The organism is Streptomyces sp. DvalAA-43 (genome assembly GCF_900091725.1).
Classification (GTDB): Bacteria; Actinomycetota; Actinomycetes; order Streptomycetales; family Streptomycetaceae; genus Streptomyces; species Streptomyces pulveraceus.
This window is the reverse complement of record NZ_FMBW01000040.1, coordinates 389,734-404,928: the sequence shown is the minus strand read 5'-3', so window position 1 is coordinate 404,928 and position 15,195 is coordinate 389,734. Positions and strand designations below refer to the sequence as shown.

Here is a 15,195-nt window from a genome sequence, read left to right as displayed (position 1 = left end):
TCCATGCGCATGGACACCAAGCACCTCCAGGAAGCCGGGCTGCCGGTCACGGACCTCGGCCCGGTCGTCGCCGAGGAGCGCCACCCGCTGCTGTTCGCCACGGTCTCCGGGGCGCATCTGTACGGGTTCCCCTCCAAGGACTCGGACGTGGACCTTCGGGGGGTCCATCTCCTGCCCGCGGAGGACCTCGTGGGACTGCGCGAGCCCGAGGAGACGCGCTCGCGGATGTGGGACCGGGACGGGGTCGAGATGGATCTCGTCACGCACGACCTGCGGAAGTTCGTCCGGCTGATGCTGAAGCCGAACGGCTACGTACTGGAGCAGCTGCTCTCGCCGCTGGTCGTGCACACGAGCGAGACGCACGCGGAGCTGGTGGAGCTGGCACCGGGCGTGGTCACCCGCAACCACGCCCACCACTACCGGGGATTCGCCACCACCCAGTGGCGGCTCTTCGGGAGGACCGGCGAGCTGAAGCCGCTGCTGTACACGTTCCGGGCGCTGCTCACCGGGATCCATCTGATGCGCAGCGGTGAGGTGCGGGCGCATCTGCCGACCCTCCTCGGGGAGGTGGCGGCGCCCGTGTATCTGCCCGAGCTGATCGAGGCGAAGGCCGGGGCCGAGCACGGGGCGGCGGAGAGCGTGGACGGGGAGGCGGTGTCGCGGGACATCGAGGCGCTGCACGGGGTGCTGGACGAGGCCCAGGCGCAATCGCGGCTCCCCGAGGCGTCCGGCGGTTTCGAGGCGCTGCACGACCTCGTGGTGCGGGTGCGGCTGACGGGGCGGGCGTCCTAGGACCTGTCCACGGAGTCCCCGCCGGGCCAGGACACGGACGCCCGGCGGGTGCGGATCAGGAAGTCCTCCACCCGGGCCCGGTCCGGCTCCGGCGGGAGCGGGGAGTTCCTCGCGGCCGCGTCGTCCTCCTCGGCGAGACGGTTCATACGGCGTTCGACCTCCGGCCACGACACCTCGCCCCGCTTCACCGCCAGCAGCTCCTCCCGGGCCGCGCCCACCTCGATCGTGAGCTCGCCGGTGCGCAGCAGGTCCCGGCCGGAGGCCAGGAGGCGCAGCAGATGCATGGCGTGCTTCCAGCGCGGCGCCCCGTACTGCCGTACGTCCGCCTCCAGCTTCCTGCGCTGGCCCAGGGCGTAGCCCGCGAAGGTCCGGTGGGCCAGCCGGGAGAGGAACGCGCCGCGCAGGGAGAGGAGTTCACGGCCCACGGCGTCGGCGTGTTCCACCAGCGGCGAGTGCAGGCACTCCAGCACATTGGGGTTGGCGCGCAGCGCCAGATCGCAGAAGCGTTCCAGCTCCCACGAGAACTGCTCCTGCGCCGGGCCCTCGACATGGGTCGGCGGCTTCTCGAACCGCCAGAACAGCGGGGTCGGCGCGAGGAACACACCGCGCAGGTCGGTGTCGCTCCCCTCCATGGCGAGTCCGAAGGCGCGTGAGCCCATCACACAGGAGTAGACCGTGTGGTCGCGTACGAGGGACTCGGGACCGGGGGTGATCATGCCGGCGAGCGTACGGGAGCGAAATCGGGTTGCACCGGGGGATTTCCGGCCCGGGCCTCGACGCGACCGGCCCGGGGCCTTGACGCGAAACGTCCGCTCAAGTGGCAGACGCCCGGGTTCTGGCCGACATTGTCGATTAATCGCCCCTTGGGAAGGGCGGAACCGTGGCGGAGAACGGCCCCGGCGGCCCGCCGGGCGGCGCGCACCCACTCCGTCTCACGGACAGAGCACCCGGGACCGCCGGCCACGCCGCCCCTCTAGGCTGATCGGTCAGAGAGATCACCCGGGCGGGCAGCAGGCGCGACCCGGACGAGGAACCGAGGAGCACGACGTGGCGGTACGAGCGGTCCGCGGAGCCGTCCAGCTGGAACAGGACGAGGCCGGGCACATGGGCGAGCGGGTCGGCGCCCTGCTCACCGCGGTCCTGGAGCGCAACAGCCTCGTCGCGGACGATCTGATCAGCATCTGGTTCACGGCCACCCCCGACCTGCACAGCGACTTCCCGGCCGCCGCCGCGCGCGGGCTCGGTATCGTCGACGTACCGCTGATCTGCGCCCAGGAGCTGGACATCACGGGGGCCATGCCCCGTGTGGTGCGCGTCCTCGCGCATGTCGAGACGTACCTCCCCAAGTCCGAGATCGCCCATGTGTACCTCGGCGCCACCGCCGCACTCCGCAAGGACATCGCCCAGTGAGAACCGCCGTCGTCATCGGAACGGGCCTCGTCGGCACGTCCGCAGCCCTCGCCCTCGCCGGGCGCGGCATCCAGGTCCACCTCGTCGACCACGACCCCCAGTCGGCCCGCACCGCGGCCGCGCTGGGCGCCGGTACGGACGAGGCGCCCGAGGGCCGGGTGGACCTGGCGATCATCGCCGTGCCCCCCGCCCACGTGGCCTCGGTGCTGGCCACCGCCATCCGGGACGGCATCGCCCGCGGCTACCTCGACGTCGCCAGCGTGAAGGGCGGCCCGCGCCGCGAGCTGGAGGCCCTCGGCCTCGACCTCACCCCGTACATCGGTACGCACCCCATGGCCGGCAAGGAGCGGTCGGGCCCCCTCGCCGCCACCGCGGACCTGTTCGAGGGCAGGCCCTGGGTCCTCACCCCGACCCGTGACACCGACACCGAGGTTCTCAACCTCGCCCTGGAGCTGGTCGCGCTCTGCCGCGCCGTCCCGGTCGTCATGGACGCCGACGCGCACGACCGGGCCGTCGCCCTGGTCTCCCACACCCCGCAGCTGATCTCGTCGATGGTCGCCGCCCGCCTGGAGGAGGCCGACGAGACCGCGGTACGCCTCTGCGGCCAGGGCATCAGGGACGTCACCCGGATCGCCGCCTCCGACCCCCGGATGTGGGTGGAGATCCTCTCCGCCAACCCCGGCCCGGTCGCCGATGTGCTGGCCGGGGTCGCCGCCGACCTGGACGAGACGGTACGGGCGCTGCGCGGCCTCCAGTCCGACGACGACGACCGGCGTCGCGAGGGCACCGAGGGCATCGAGGACGTCCTGCGCCGGGGCAACGCGGGCCGGGTCAGGGTGCCCGGCAAGCACGGGACCGCCCCCACCGCGTACGAAATGGTGTCCGTGCTCATCAGCGACCGGCCGGGCGAGCTGGCCGGGATCTTCGCCGACGCCGGACGGGCCGGGGTCAACGTCGAGGACGTACGCATCGAGCACGCCACCGGGCAGCAGGCCGGCCTGGTCCAGCTGATGGTCGAGCCGAGCGCGGCCCCCGGACTCAGTGCGGCGCTGCGCGAGCGGGGCTGGTCGATACGGCAGTAGCCCCGGGGCGGCGGGACCGGGGGCCGTTGTCCACAGGGGTGCGGAGACCCGCCCCGACACTCGGTAACCTTGTGCGGGGCGGGTTCGCACGCGCCCCCGTCCCGCCCACCCCGTGTACCAGGAAGGTGTCCACCACCGTGGAAACCCGTACGGCCCCGGCCGCAGTGATCGTCGCCATCGACGGGCCCTCCGGCACCGGCAAGTCGAGCACGTCCAAGGCCGTCGCCGCGCAGCTCGGCCTGAGCTACCTGGACACCGGTGCCCAGTACCGGGCGATCACCTGGTGGATGCTGAACAACGGCATCGACGTGCAGGACGCCACGGAGGTGGCGACCGCCGCCGCCAAGCCGGTCATCGTCTCCGGCACGGACCCCGCCGCCCCGACGATCACCGTCGACGGCGAGGACGCCTCGGCCCCGATCCGCACCCAGGAGGTCACCTCCAAGGTCAGCGCCGTCAGCGCGGTCCCCGAGGTGCGCACCCGGATCACCGAGCTCCAGCGCTCCATCGCGGCCGCGGCCGGGCGGGGCATCGTGGTCGAGGGCCGTGACATCGGCACCACCGTGCTGCCCGACGCCGACCTGAAGATCTTCCTCACCGCTTCCCCCGAGGCGCGCGCCGCCCGTCGCAGCGGAGAGGTCAAGGGCTCCGACCTCGCCGCCACCAAGGAGGCGCTGATCAAGCGGGACGCGGCCGACTCCGGCCGCAAGACCTCCCCGCTCGCCAAGGCGGACGACGCCGTCGAGGTGGACACCACCGAGCTGACCCTTCAGCAGGTCATCGAGTGTGTGGTCACCCTCGTCGAGGAGAAGCGGGCCGCGAAGTGACCCAGGCCACGGGCTCGCCCTCACCGCGCGGCGCGGCGGTCGGGCGCGGGATCGGCATCGGGCTGATGTACGGGCTGTGGAAGCCCCGCGTCCTCGGTGCGTGGCGGGTTCCCGCCACCGGACCCGTCATACTCGCGGTGAACCACTCGCACAACATCGACGGTCCGATGCTGATGGGCACGGCGCCCCGGCCCGTCCACTTCCTGATCAAGAAGGAGGCGTTCGTCGGCCCGCTCGACCCGTTCCTGCGCGGAATCGGTCAACTGAAGGTGGACCGTACGACCGTCGACCGCGCCGCCATCACCCACGCCCTCGGCGTGCTGGAGAACGGCGGGGCGCTCGGGATCTTTCCCGAGGGCACCAGGGGCGAGGGCGACTTCGCCTCCCTGCGTGCCGGGCTCGCGTACTTCGCGGTACGCGGCGGGGCGCCGATCGTGCCCGTGGCCGTCCTGGGAAGCACCGAGCGCCGCGGACGGTTGATATCGGCACTGCCGCCGCTGCGCAGCCGGGTCGACGTCGTCTTCGGCGACGCCTTCGAGGCGGGCGACGGAAGCGGCAGGCGTACGCGCAAGGCGCTGGACGAGGCGACGGTACGGATCCAGGAGCGGCTCACCGCCCATCTGGACGAGGCCAGGCGCTTCACCGGACGCTAAGTAAGACTTGAGTAGTGGGCCGCGTGTCGGTGGCCCATCGATGATGATGCAAAGAGGAACGGACTTCATGAACGACCAGATTCACTCCGACGGCTCGGACCACGAGCACGGAGCGCTTGGCGACGCCGAGTACGCGGAGTTCATGGAGCTCGCCGCGGAGGAGGGCTTCGACCTCGAAGAGGTCGAGGGCGCGATCGACGAGGCCGGTCACGGACCGCTGCCCGTGCTCGCCGTCGTCGGCCGCCCCAACGTCGGCAAGTCGACGCTGGTGAACCGGATCATCGGCCGCCGCGAGGCGGTCGTCGAGGACAAGCCCGGCGTCACCCGCGACCGCGTCACCTACGAGGCCGAGTGGGCGGGCCGCCGCTTCAAGGTCGTCGACACCGGCGGCTGGGAACAGGACGTGCTGGGCATCGACGCCTCCGTCGCCGCCCAGGCCGAGTACGCCATCGAGGCGTCCGACGCGGTCGTCTTCGTGGTCGACTCGACCGTCGGCGCGACCGACACCGACGAGGCCGTCGTCAAGCTGCTGCGCCGGGCCGGCAAGCCGGTCGTGCTGTGCGCCAACAAGGTCGACGGACAGAGCGGCGAGGCGGACGCCACCGCGCTCTGGTCGCTGGGGCTCGGCGAGCCGCACCCCGTCTCCTCGCTGCACGGCCGCGGCACCGGCGACCTGCTCGACGCCGTGCTGGAAGCGCTTCCCGAGGCACCGGCCCAGCGCTTCGGCACCGCGATCGGCGGCCCGCGCCGGATCGCGCTCATCGGCCGCCCGAACGTCGGCAAGTCCTCGCTGCTGAACAAGGTGGCGAACGAGGACCGCGTCGTCGTCAACGAGCTCGCCGGCACCACCCGCGACCCGGTCGACGAGTTGATCGAGCTCGGTGGCATCACCTGGAAGTTCATCGACACGGCCGGCATCCGCCGCCGCGTCCACCTCCAGGAGGGCGCGGACTACTACGCCTCGCTGCGTACCGCCGCCGCCGTGGAGAAGGCCGAGGTCGCCGTCGTCCTGATCGACGCGGGCGAGTCCATCAGCGTCCAGGACCAGCGCATCATCACCATGGCCGTGGAGGCCGGGCGTGCCCTGGTGATCGCGTACAACAAGTGGGACACCCTCGACGAGGAGCGCCGCTACTACCTGGAGCGCGAGATCGAGACGGAGCTCGCGCAGATCGCGTGGGCGCCGCGGGTCAATGTCTCGGCCGTCACCGGTCGTCACATGGAGAAGCTCGTCCCGGCGATCGAGACCGCCCTCGCCAGCTGGGAGACCCGTGTCCCCACCGGCCGGCTGAACGCCTTCCTCGGTGAGATCGTCGCCGCCCACCCGCACCCCGTCCGCGGCGGCAAGCAGCCCCGGATCCTCTTCGGCACCCAGGCCGGCACCAAGCCGCCGCGCTTCGTGCTCTTCGCCTCGGGCTTCCTGGAGCACGGCTACCGACGGTTCGTCGAGCGCCGACTGCGCGAGGAGTTCGGCTTCGAGGGCACCCCGATCCACATCTCGGTCCGGGTCCGCGAGAAGCGCGGCCGCAACAAGTAGCGGTCACGGGCGTACGACGGAGCCCCGGGCCGTCCCGGACGCGGGACGGCCCGGGGCTCCGTCGTGGGGTCAGGCGCCTCGCGAACCCGGGGGCAGGGCCGCCGGCTGGGTGCGCCCGGAATGCCGGCCCACCCGCTGCCAGGAGCCGAGGCCGCCGGTGTGGTTGCCGGGGCCGCTGCCGTGCCCGGTGCCGCCGCCGGTCACGGCGAGACCGGTGGAGAAGCCGGCGGAGTGGCCGGAATGGCCGCTCAGCGGGAGACGGCTGCCGAAGAGCCCGGTGCCGAAGGCCATGAAGCCGTGATTCTCCTCACCGCTCCGATCACCCGGCAGCGCCCGGAACGAACGGCGGTACTCGGAGTACAGCGCGTCGTAGATCGGGGTCTGGGACTGACCGCCCGAGGGGTCCCGCGAGGGCCGCATGGCAGGGATCGGGCTCGGGCGCTGGTGGGAGGAGTCGTATGAGTGCACGTAGGTGCCAACGACCCCGGTCTCCGTCGGATGCGGGCGTGACGGAGAATTAGCTGTTCGCCGCTGGTGCGAGGGGCCGACGGCCACGATCAGGTACCGGCCAGCGGCATCGCGGCCGCGACCAGGAGCCCATCGGCCGCCGCCTTGTCCAGGGCGTCGCGCAGCAGGTCCTCACGGGGCTGCTGGCCGATCGTCCCGGCGGGGGCGGCGTAGACGAGGACGGTCTGCGACTTGCTGGCCGCCGTCCGCCAGCCCTCGGTGACCTGGAGGGGCGCGTGCGCCTGCCACCAGGCGACCGGTGCGCCGCCGCCGGTGCCCGGCTGGAGTACGGCGTGCAGCTGGCCCATGGCGAGCAGGATCGACCAGCCGTTCAGCACGGCGGGCACCTGGTCCATCCCGTGCACCGGGTGGAAGCCCTGCTCCAGCAGCAGCTGGAGGAATTCGTCGCCCCGGCTGCCGTCCGTGCCCGGCCGGGCGATCGCTCCGGTCGGCTCGACGACGAGGGCCGGGTGGAGCTCGTCGTCGATCAGGACGAGGCCGCTGGTGATCCCGAGGACGGCCTGGTCGGCGGAGAGGCCCTGGGGCTGCGCCGCGCCGCCGGAGTCCTCGCCGCCGGTGATGCTGCGTACGGCGCCCTGCAACTGCTCCTCGGCGACCTGGACGACCTGCGAGGGGATGCACGTCGCGTGGGCGAAGGCGAGGACGGCGGTTTCGTCACCGACGAAGAGCACCGTGCTGGTGCGTTCCTGCTCGGAGTCGCCGGGGGTGCGGCAGGAAGTGCAGTCGTAACTGCCCGGGGCATTGTCGCCGATGAGCAGCCGGTCGGCTTCGGCGTCGCCGATCTCGGCGCGTACGTCCTCGCTGACGTCGAGCATGCGCGGCACGGGGTGGCTCCTCGAACTCGGTGCGTGCGCCGGGCGGTTCCCGGCTCATGGAAATGACAACGGCAGAGCCGCTGCCGGGGTCACGCGAGAAAGGGAACGTAATCGAACCAACCCGCGCAGAGGGTGAATCTCGGGTTCCTGGAGACTGTTTAAGGGGTATTTGTCGTGATCTTGCGGGGCAGGATGTGATCGACTCGCCCATGCGCCGGTGCGCCGATACGTCGACAAAGCGGGAAAACGGACGAGTTTACGGCTGACTGAAATTCGTCCCTACTCGGAGTGAACCGTCGACCGGTCCGTGCCGTCCTGCCAAGTGCAGCCTGCCGCTGACCAGTCGAACCGGGAGACATGGCGTCTCATGCACATTTCTTTCCTGCTCCACAACGCCTATGGAGTCGGGGGCACGATCCGTACGACGTTCAATCTCGCCGGGGAGCTGGCCGGGCACCATGACATCGAGATCGTGTCGGTCTTCCGGCACCGCGACGTGCCCGCGCTGGGCGCGCCCGAAGGGGTGAGCCTGCGCCACCTCGTCGACCTGCGGAAGAAGAGCCCGACGTACGACGGCGACGCCGCCGAGTACGCCCGTCCCGCCACCGTGTTCCCGCGCGGCGACAGCAGGTACCGGCAGTACAGCAGGCTGAGCGACGCACGGGTGGCGGACCACCTGCGCTCCCTGGAGGCGGACGTCGTGGTCGGCACCCGGCCGGGGCTCAATGTGCACATCAGCAGGCAGGCCCGCCGCGGCCCGGTCCGGATCGGGCAGGAGCACCTCACCCTCGACAGCCACGGCTACCGGCTCCGCCGCGAGATCGGGCACCGCTACGCCCTGCTCGACGCGATCACCACCGTCACCGAGGCGGACGCCCGTGCCTACCGGGCCGGGTTCAAGCTGCCCGGCGTACGGATCGAGGCCATCCCCAACAGCGTGCCCGCGCCGACGATCCCGCCCGCCGACGGCGACCACAAGTGGGTGATCGCCGCGGGCCGGCTGCACAAGGTCAAGCGGTACGACCTGCTCGTCCGGGCCTTCGCCGACGTGGTCGCGGTCCGCCCGGACTGGCGGCTGCGCATCTACGGCGGCGGCGACGCGACCGGGAACGAACGACAGACGCTGCTCACCCTCGTCGCCGAACTCGGTCTGCACGACCACGTGTTCCTGATGGGACCGGTCAATCCGCTGGAGGCCGAGTGGCCCAAGGGATCGATCGCCGCGGTGACATCGGACCGCGAGTCCTTCGGCATGACCATCGTCGAGGCGATGCGCGGCGGGCTGCCGGTCGTCGCCACCGACTGCCCGCACGGCCCCCGCGAGATCATCGACGACGGCACCGACGGACGGCTGGTGCCCGTCGGCGACACGGCGGCGGTGGCGGACGCCCTGCTCGGCCTGATCCAGGACGACGAGGCACGGCGCCGCGCGGGGCACGCCGCGCTGGCCGCTTCGCAGCGGTTCGACCCGTCGCGGATCGCCGAACGCCATGAACTGCTCTTCACCGAACTCGCCTCGCGCGGCCCGCGCGACCGCTCGCACGGCGCGATGAGGACCACGCTGCACCGCGCCCGGGGCACCGTGCTGGACGGGGCGTACGCCCTGCGCTACAAGGCCGCCGCCGCGATCCGCAAGGGGAAGACCGCATGACCGCCTCCGCAGGGCGAAGGACACCACGGGCCGACTGCACCGTGGGACCCGACGGCGGGATCACCTTCGATCTCGACCGCCGCCGCGAGGACGGGGAGGCACCCGAACTGCTTCTCCGGCTGCGCGGAGCCAAGGGCACGGACGGCGGGACCGTACGGCTCCCGCTGAGCCCGCTGCGCGACGGACGGCTGCGCGCGGTGCTGCCGGGGGCCCGGGAATCCGCCGAGGGCCGCTGGGACGTGTATCTGCGGGAGCCGGGCACGGAGGACGACGCGGCGGTGGCCGTCGAGCCCGGGATCAGGGACCTGCGGCTGCTCGTCGACCGCACCCCGGGGTCCGGGCCGGTCGCGGTCCGCATCCCGTACCCGACCCTCGACGGCCGGCTCGCCGTGCGCTGCTGGCTCCGCGCCCCGCACGCCGAGGCGGGGCCGGTGACCTTCGACGGGACCGGGATCACCGTCGAGGGCACGCTGTACGGGACGGACCTCGGGGCCGACGCCGGTGTCGAGGCCCGGCAGCCCGGTGCCGACGGCCGGGTCCTGCGGGTGCCGGTCACCGGGCAGGACGGCACCTTCGCCTTCACGCTCCCCCTGGACCGGCTGGCCGGCGGGGCCGTCACCGCACAGCAGCTGTGGACGCTCTGGCTGGTCCCCGGGACGGCGGAGGGCGAACGGGGCGGCGTACGGATCTCCCGCATCCTCGACGACGTCTGGGACCGTAAGAAGATCTTCGTCTACCCGGGCCGCGGCACGGGGGAGGGGGCCCTGGCCACCCCCTGCTACTCCACCGACAACGACCTGTGCCTACGGCTGGAACCGGAACCGGCGGGCTGAGAGCCGCCCGCGGGGTCTCGCCCGTCGGGGCGTGTCCTCGTACGTCAGGGCTTGCGGACGCATGCTGTCCGCAAGCCCTGACAGACTCGCCCCATGTTGGAGACCTCGGCACGACTGCTGCGTCTGCTCTCACTGCTCCAGGCACACCGGGACTGGTCCGGCGCCGATCTCGCCGAGCGGCTCGGAGTCACTCCCCGGACCGTCCGGCGCGACGTCGACAAGCTGCGCGAACTGGGCTACCCGGTCAACGCCAGCCCCGGCACCGGCGGCGGGTACCAGCTCGGCGCCGGTGCCGAGCTGCCGCCCCTGCTGCTGGACGACGAGGAGGCCGTCGCGGTCGCGGTCGGTCTGCGCACCGCGGCGGGCAACGGCATCGAGGGCATCGGCGAGACCTCCGTACGCGCCCTGGCCAAGCTCGAACAGGTGCTGCCGGACCGGCTCCGGCGCCGGGTGAACGCGCTGAACACCTTCACCGTGCCGTTGCTCCGCGGGACCGGCGGGGCGGTCGCCGACGCGGGGGTCCTGACCGCGATCGCCGGGGCCTGCCGGGACGCCGAGCGGCTGCGCTTCGCGTACCGGGACCACTCCGGCTCCGTCTCCCGGCGGACCGTCGAACCGCACCGGCTGGTGTGCACCGAGCGCCGCTGGTACCTCGTCGCCTGGGACCTGGACCGGGCGGACTGGCGTACGTTCCGGGTGGACCGGATCACCCCCACGCCGCCGCACGGCCCGAGGTTCGTCCCCCGTGACGCGCCTGCCGAGGATCTGGCCGCCTATGTGTCGAAGGGGATCTCCACGGGCGTGTACCCGACCCGGGCGGTGATCCGGCTGAAGGCGGGGATCGAGCGTGCGGCCGAGCGGATCTCGCCCTCGGCGGGGGTGCTGGAGGCGGTCGACGCCGACACCTGTCTGCTGCGCACCGGGGCGGCCACCTGGGAAGTGCTGGTCATCCACGTGATGATGCTGGGGATCGACTTCGAGGTGGTCGAACCACCGGAGCTCCAGGACGCGATCGGGCCGGTCAGGGACCGGCTGTCCAGGGCACTGGACCGAGTCCCGTCTGCGACGACGCCATAGAGGCGGTCGGGGTTGCTCGCTATACCGGTGACAGTCGACGGCCGTCCCGGACTCCGCCACGGAATATTGTGACCAGAGGATAAGGCTGCCATAAGGAAGCGTGAATTCCCGGCGACCTGCTCATTTACACAGGTTATTCGGCAGTGGAATTCCACCCGCTCGACACGGGATATTCCGTTCCGATTCCGGGCCTTCCGGTCGATCGTTTTCGGGCTTGTGTGATTACTGTGTGTCCGGTCTCCGGGGCCCGTGTTCAGGCGGCGTGATCCATGAGGTGAGCGTGTCGTGATCCTGTGACACAAGCGTGACCGGCGGGGGACGTGGGGATGCCACGCGACGGCGGGAGCCCCGGCTTCCGTCGCCGCCCGCGGCCGCCTACGGTGAAGACATGGCACCCCTACCGACGCCTCCCGCCCAGCCCGACGACGCGCCCGGCGCGTACGTCGGTCTCGCCTCCGAAGCCGCCGAACGGCGGGCCCGCAACCATGGCTGGACCACCGTCAGATCCCTGCCGCCGGGCACGGTCATTACCATGGAGTTCCGGAGCGGGCGGATCAATTTCGAGGTCGACGCCGGTGTCGTCACCCGCTGCTGGCTGGGCTGAGGACCCCGCGAGCCGGGCACCCGGACCAGGACCCCGGACATGAGTGAAGGCCCCGACTCCGGTCGGGGCCTTCACTCATACGCGGGGGAGCGGCTGTGCGTACCGTTCCGCGACCGCCGGGGTCTCAGCCGCCGGCCACCGGGCGGGCCGGGGCGGTGCCGCCGCGCGGGGTGCGGTCGGCGTGCGGCGGGCGCCGGCTGCCGGCCGGGGTGACCGGGGTCCGCTCCGAGCGCATCGGATGCGTCGGATGCGACGCGTGCGCGCGCGGGCGGGTGCTCGTGGCTCCCGCGGCGACCGGCTCCAGCGCGGGGTTCTGCGCCGGGACGTCACCGCCGTCCGGCTGCGGCGGCAGCACGGTCCGGGGGCCGCCGGCCGCGACCGGCACGGAGGGAACGGGACGGCCGAGCCCCCGCAGGTTGTCGCGCTGGGCGAAGATCCATGCCTCGGCCCGGGTGATCAGCGGCTCGACCCAGGGCAGGCCCAGCATGATCAGCAGCCCCGCGGCCCAGCCCAGCAGGACGTCGCTGAGCCAGTGCGTACCGAGATAGACGGTGGTGAGGCCGACGCCGAGCGAGACGATGGCCGACATGGCCGAGAGGTAGCGCCGGGCTCGTGGAGTGGTGGCCAGATAGGCGAGGATTCCCCAGGTCACCACCGCGTTGGCGGTGTGCCCGGAGGGAAATATATCGCCGCCGGCGAAGAGTTCGGCGGACCCGATCTGGGTCGCGTAGTGCGGGCCGAGGCGCCCCAGGCCGATCTTGACCGCGCCGACCGTCACATTGAGCAGCAGCAGCGCCGCGCCCAGCGTCAGCAGCGGGCGCAGCGTGTGCTGCCGCCAGGAGCGCCAGCCGAGCCAGCAGGCGACCATGGTGGCGGTGGGTCCGCGCTGGCCGAGCACGATGTAGTAGTCGAGGAAGGCATGGATCCCCGGCCACTGCTGATACGGCCGGAAGAGCATGACCTTCCAGTCCAGGGTCACCAGCCAGGACGAGACCAGCACGGCAATGACGATGGCGAGATAGAACGCCAACGTCCCGCCGAAGAGCGCGATGCGGTGACGACTCATCCGCGGTGGCTCGATCTTCGGCGGCTCCGGCTCCCGGTCCAGGCGGGCAAAGATGTCGGTACGCACCCAATCGACGTTACAGCGAGTGAGTGCGGGACCAGGTCGATCCGGTCTCTTTGTGATGACGATGTGATGTGGACTATGTCTCAGCGAGGCCTTAATTCACGACTCGGGTAAGCCTCGCGAAGGGTCTTCGCGCTATTGATTTCGCACGCATTTCGGAAGGGTGTTTGGGTGCGGGAAGAAAAGCGCAGGAGGTGCCGGTATGAATTTATCCGGGCCCGATGGGCGGCGGAACGGACGGTGCCGGTCCGGTCACCGGCCGCTTTCGGTGCGGGCCCGGCGGGTGCTCCGCGCAGGCGGCCGGGTACCGTCCTGTGCCGGGTGCGGAGGGTGTCCTCGCAGGTCCGGGCGGCGGGCCGGGGTGGCGTACGCCACACCCCGTGGCCCGACCGGGTATGAGGTGGACCACGTGTGAGGGGTCCGAACTCGCGTACGCTGACGGATCACTCGCCCGTCGATGCCGGGCCATGAGGAGCGGCGAACCGTCGTATCCCCGGTTGGCCCGCCGAGCGCGAGGGACCTTGGGAGGTACATGCATGTCCGGGACGACCACAGCCCGAATCCGGCTGCGCACAGCGGCCGACGGTGCCAACCGATGGGTCGTCCTCGTCGTCCTCTGCCTCAGCCTCCTGCTCGTGGCACTCGACGCCACCGTGCTCCACGTCGCCGTACCCGCCGTCACCGAGGACCTGCGGCCCAGCGCGGTCGGTCTGCTCTGGATCGTCGACGCGTACCCGCTGGTCTGCGCCTCGCTGCTGATCCTCTTCGGGACCCTCGGGGACCGGGTCGGCCGCCGCCGCGTCCTGCTGCTCGGTTACGCGCTCTTCGGGGTCGCCTCCGCGATCGCCGCGATGGCCGAGAGCCCCGGCGTACTCATCGTGGCGCGCGCCCTGCTCGGGGTCGGCGGCGCGATGATCATGCCCGCGACGCTGTCGATCCTCCGTCAGGTCTTCCCCGACCGGCGTGAGCGGGCCGTCGCGATCGGCGTCTGGAGCGCGGTCGCCGCGGTGGGCGCCGCCACCGGTCCGGTCATCGGCGGCTTCCTCGTCGAACACTTCTGGTGGGGCTCGGTCTTCCTGATCAACGTCCCGCTGATGGCGCTGGTCCTGCCGGTCGGACGGCTGCTCCTGCCCGAGTCGCGCGGCGGCCAGGACGGCCCGTGGGACGTGCTGGGCGCGCTGATGGCCGCGGCCGGAGTGCTCGGAGTGGTCCTCGGGGTGAAGCGGGCGGGCACCGGCGAAGGGGTGCTGACCCCGGCCACACTCGCCCCGCTGCTGATCGGGGCGGTCCTGCTCGTCGTGTTCGTGCGCCGTCAGAAGCGGCGTGCGCATCCGCTGATCGACATCGGGATGTTCGCCCGGCCCGCCTTCTCCACCGCGGTGGGCTGCATCGTCCTCGCCATGCTGGCCCTGGTCGGTCTTGAGCTCATAGCCGTGCAGTACCTCCAGCTCGTCCTCGGCCTGAGCCCGCTCCAGACCGGTCTGCGGCTGCTGCCGCTCACCTTCGCCGCCATGGCCGCGGGCGCCACCGGCTCGTACACCCTGCGCCGCATCGGCCCGCGCCGGATGGTCGGCTGGGGCTTCGTGCTCACGGCCGTCTCGGTGCTGATCCTGACCGCGATGGGCCAGCACGACCGGCCCGTGCTGCTGACAGTGGCCTTCGTCGCCCTCGGCTTCGGGCTCCAGACCACGCTCTTCGGGGCGTACGAGTCCATGCTCAGCGAGGCCCCCGCCGACCGTGCGGGCGGGGCGGCGGCGATCGGCGAGACCTCGTACCAGCTGGGTGCGGGCATGGGGATCGCCCTGCTCGGCAGCGTCATGAACGCCGCCTACACCCCCGGGCTCTCGAAGCTTCCCGAAGCGGGGATCCCGGCCGCGGCCCGCGCGGCCGCCGCCCATTCGCTGGGCGAGGCCTACCAGGTGGCGGACCGGCTGGGCGGTCCGCTGGGTGCGGTACTGCGTTCCACGGCGCGCCACTCCTTCGTCACGGGACTGCATGTCACGCTGCTGGTCAGCGCCGCTCTGCTGCTGGCCGGGGCGTTCGCCGCGCTGCGGCTGCCGCGGGTGATGGACTGTCCCGCGCCGGCGCTCGACGATCCCGGGCCGGCCGACGCGGACCAGGCGCGCGAACACCGCACTCCGCACGAGCTGCCCGCGCAGCGGACCCTGCCGCGACCCGCCCGGCGTCGACCCGCCGAGGCGACCGGCTCTGGACGGGCGGCACACTGAGCCGTAACGTCGGTGCGACGCCATAACTA

General features: G+C 72.0%; 15 protein-coding genes. 11 read left to right on the top strand and 4 right to left on the bottom strand.

The genetic code is table 11. The features are described from left to right. Positions 1-3: 3 nt before the first annotated feature. Positions 4-792 carry a nucleotidyltransferase domain-containing protein gene (locus tag GA0115234_RS14405; RefSeq protein WP_093541547.1) on the top strand — a complete coding sequence of 263 codons (789 nt, stop codon included), beginning with the start codon at positions 4-6 and terminating at the stop codon, positions 790-792. On the opposite strand, the gene GA0115234_RS14400 is transcribed toward GA0115234_RS14405, so the two are convergent. Next, complete coding sequence (locus GA0115234_RS14400) at positions 789-1,508, bottom strand: nucleotidyltransferase domain-containing protein (protein WP_093541545.1); 720 nt, start codon at positions 1,506-1,508, stop codon at positions 789-791. The two genes, GA0115234_RS14405 and GA0115234_RS14400, sit on opposite strands and share 4 nt — an antisense overlap. Positions 1,509-1,839: 331 nt before the next feature. Between GA0115234_RS14400 and aroH the strand changes: the two genes are divergently transcribed. The 5 genes from aroH (at position 1,840) to der (ending at position 6,301) form a co-directional block, all read left to right on the top strand. Next, on the top strand, positions 1,840-2,202 hold the full coding sequence (gene aroH / locus GA0115234_RS14395; RefSeq protein WP_093541543.1) for a chorismate mutase: 363 nt from the start codon (positions 1,840-1,842) through the stop codon (positions 2,200-2,202). Continuing rightward, a complete protein-coding gene (locus tag GA0115234_RS14390) occupies positions 2,199-3,284 on the top strand; it encodes a prephenate dehydrogenase (RefSeq protein WP_093541541.1) in 1,086 nt (361 codons plus the stop codon). The genes aroH and GA0115234_RS14390 overlap by 4 nt, the downstream gene beginning before the upstream one ends. A 125-nt stretch (positions 3,285-3,409) precedes the next feature. Further along, on the top strand, positions 3,410-4,111 hold the full coding sequence (gene cmk / locus GA0115234_RS14385; protein WP_093541539.1) for a (d)CMP kinase: 702 nt from the start codon (positions 3,410-3,412) through the stop codon (positions 4,109-4,111). Continuing rightward, positions 4,108-4,764: a lysophospholipid acyltransferase family protein gene (locus tag GA0115234_RS14380; RefSeq protein ID WP_093541538.1), complete on the top strand. Its 657-nt coding sequence runs from the start codon at positions 4,108-4,110 to the stop codon at positions 4,762-4,764. The genes cmk and GA0115234_RS14380 overlap by 4 nt, the downstream gene beginning before the upstream one ends. A 67-nt stretch (positions 4,765-4,831) precedes the next feature. Further along, positions 4,832-6,301 (top strand): ribosome biogenesis GTPase Der, encoded by a 1,470-nt coding sequence (gene der, locus GA0115234_RS14375; protein ID WP_093541536.1) that lies wholly within the window; start codon positions 4,832-4,834, stop codon positions 6,299-6,301. Between the two features lie 69 nt (positions 6,302-6,370). Here the strand turns inward: der and GA0115234_RS14370 are convergent, their stop codons facing one another. Further along, positions 6,371-6,721: a hypothetical protein gene (locus GA0115234_RS14370; protein ID WP_093541534.1), complete on the bottom strand. Its 351-nt coding sequence runs from the start codon at positions 6,719-6,721 to the stop codon at positions 6,371-6,373. A 137-nt stretch (positions 6,722-6,858) separates the two neighbouring features. After that, complete coding sequence (locus GA0115234_RS14365; RefSeq protein WP_093541532.1) at positions 6,859-7,653, bottom strand: hypothetical protein; 795 nt, start codon at positions 7,651-7,653, stop codon at positions 6,859-6,861. A 358-nt stretch (positions 7,654-8,011) separates the two neighbouring features. Here GA0115234_RS14365 and GA0115234_RS14360 point away from each other — a divergent pair, with 358 nt between their 5' ends. From GA0115234_RS14360 to GA0115234_RS14345, 4 genes are all read left to right on the top strand, one after another. Continuing rightward, positions 8,012-9,295 (top strand): glycosyltransferase family 4 protein, encoded by a 1,284-nt coding sequence (locus GA0115234_RS14360; RefSeq protein ID WP_093541530.1) that lies wholly within the window; start codon positions 8,012-8,014, stop codon positions 9,293-9,295. Further along, positions 9,292-10,128 (top strand): transferase, encoded by an 837-nt coding sequence (locus GA0115234_RS14355; RefSeq protein ID WP_093541528.1) that lies wholly within the window; start codon positions 9,292-9,294, stop codon positions 10,126-10,128. The genes GA0115234_RS14360 and GA0115234_RS14355 overlap by 4 nt, the downstream gene beginning before the upstream one ends. A 93-nt stretch (positions 10,129-10,221) precedes the next feature. Next, positions 10,222-11,205, top strand: coding sequence for a helix-turn-helix transcriptional regulator (locus GA0115234_RS14350; RefSeq protein ID WP_093541526.1), 984 nt, complete (start codon positions 10,222-10,224; stop codon positions 11,203-11,205). Between the two features lie 388 nt (positions 11,206-11,593). After that, on the top strand, positions 11,594-11,809 hold the full coding sequence (locus GA0115234_RS14345) for an I78 family peptidase inhibitor (protein WP_093541524.1): 216 nt from the start codon (positions 11,594-11,596) through the stop codon (positions 11,807-11,809). 124 nt (positions 11,810-11,933) lie between these two features. Here GA0115234_RS14345 and GA0115234_RS14340 read toward each other — a convergent pair whose 3' ends face one another. Continuing rightward, positions 11,934-12,941 carry a phosphatase PAP2 family protein gene (locus tag GA0115234_RS14340; protein WP_093541522.1) on the bottom strand — a complete coding sequence of 336 codons (1,008 nt, stop codon included), beginning with the start codon at positions 12,939-12,941 and terminating at the stop codon, positions 11,934-11,936. A 533-nt stretch (positions 12,942-13,474) separates the two neighbouring features. On the opposite strand from GA0115234_RS14340, the gene GA0115234_RS14335 reads away from it, so the two are divergent. Next, entirely contained in the window at positions 13,475-15,166 is a 1,692-nt protein-coding gene (locus GA0115234_RS14335) for an MFS transporter (RefSeq protein ID WP_093541520.1), read from the top strand. The last annotated feature ends 29 nt before the right edge of the window (positions 15,167-15,195 follow it).

Bases quoted from the DNA above. Each gene is read 5' to 3' on its own strand.
- der (WP_093541536.1), top strand. From the start codon at position 4,832: ATGAACGACCAGATTCACTCCGACGGCTCGGACCACGAGCACGGAGCG.
- GA0115234_RS14405 (WP_093541547.1), top strand. From the start codon at position 4: ATGCGCATGGACACCAAGCACCTCCAGGAAGCCGGGCTGCCGGTCACG.
- GA0115234_RS14350 (WP_093541526.1), top strand. From the start codon at position 10,222: ATGTTGGAGACCTCGGCACGACTGCTGCGTCTGCTCTCACTGCTCCAG.
- GA0115234_RS14335 (WP_093541520.1), top strand. From the start codon at position 13,475: ATGTCCGGGACGACCACAGCCCGAATCCGGCTGCGCACAGCGGCCGAC.
- GA0115234_RS14345 (WP_093541524.1), top strand. From the start codon at position 11,594: ATGGCACCCCTACCGACGCCTCCCGCCCAGCCCGACGACGCGCCCGGC.
- GA0115234_RS14370 (WP_093541534.1), bottom strand. From the start codon at position 6,721: ATGCGGCCCTCGCGGGACCCCTCGGGCGGTCAGTCCCAGACCCCGATC.
- GA0115234_RS14400 (WP_093541545.1), bottom strand. From the start codon at position 1,508: ATGATCACCCCCGGTCCCGAGTCCCTCGTACGCGACCACACGGTCTAC.
- GA0115234_RS14360 (WP_093541530.1), top strand. From the start codon at position 8,012: ATGCACATTTCTTTCCTGCTCCACAACGCCTATGGAGTCGGGGGCACG.
- GA0115234_RS14355 (WP_093541528.1), top strand. From the start codon at position 9,292: ATGACCGCCTCCGCAGGGCGAAGGACACCACGGGCCGACTGCACCGTG.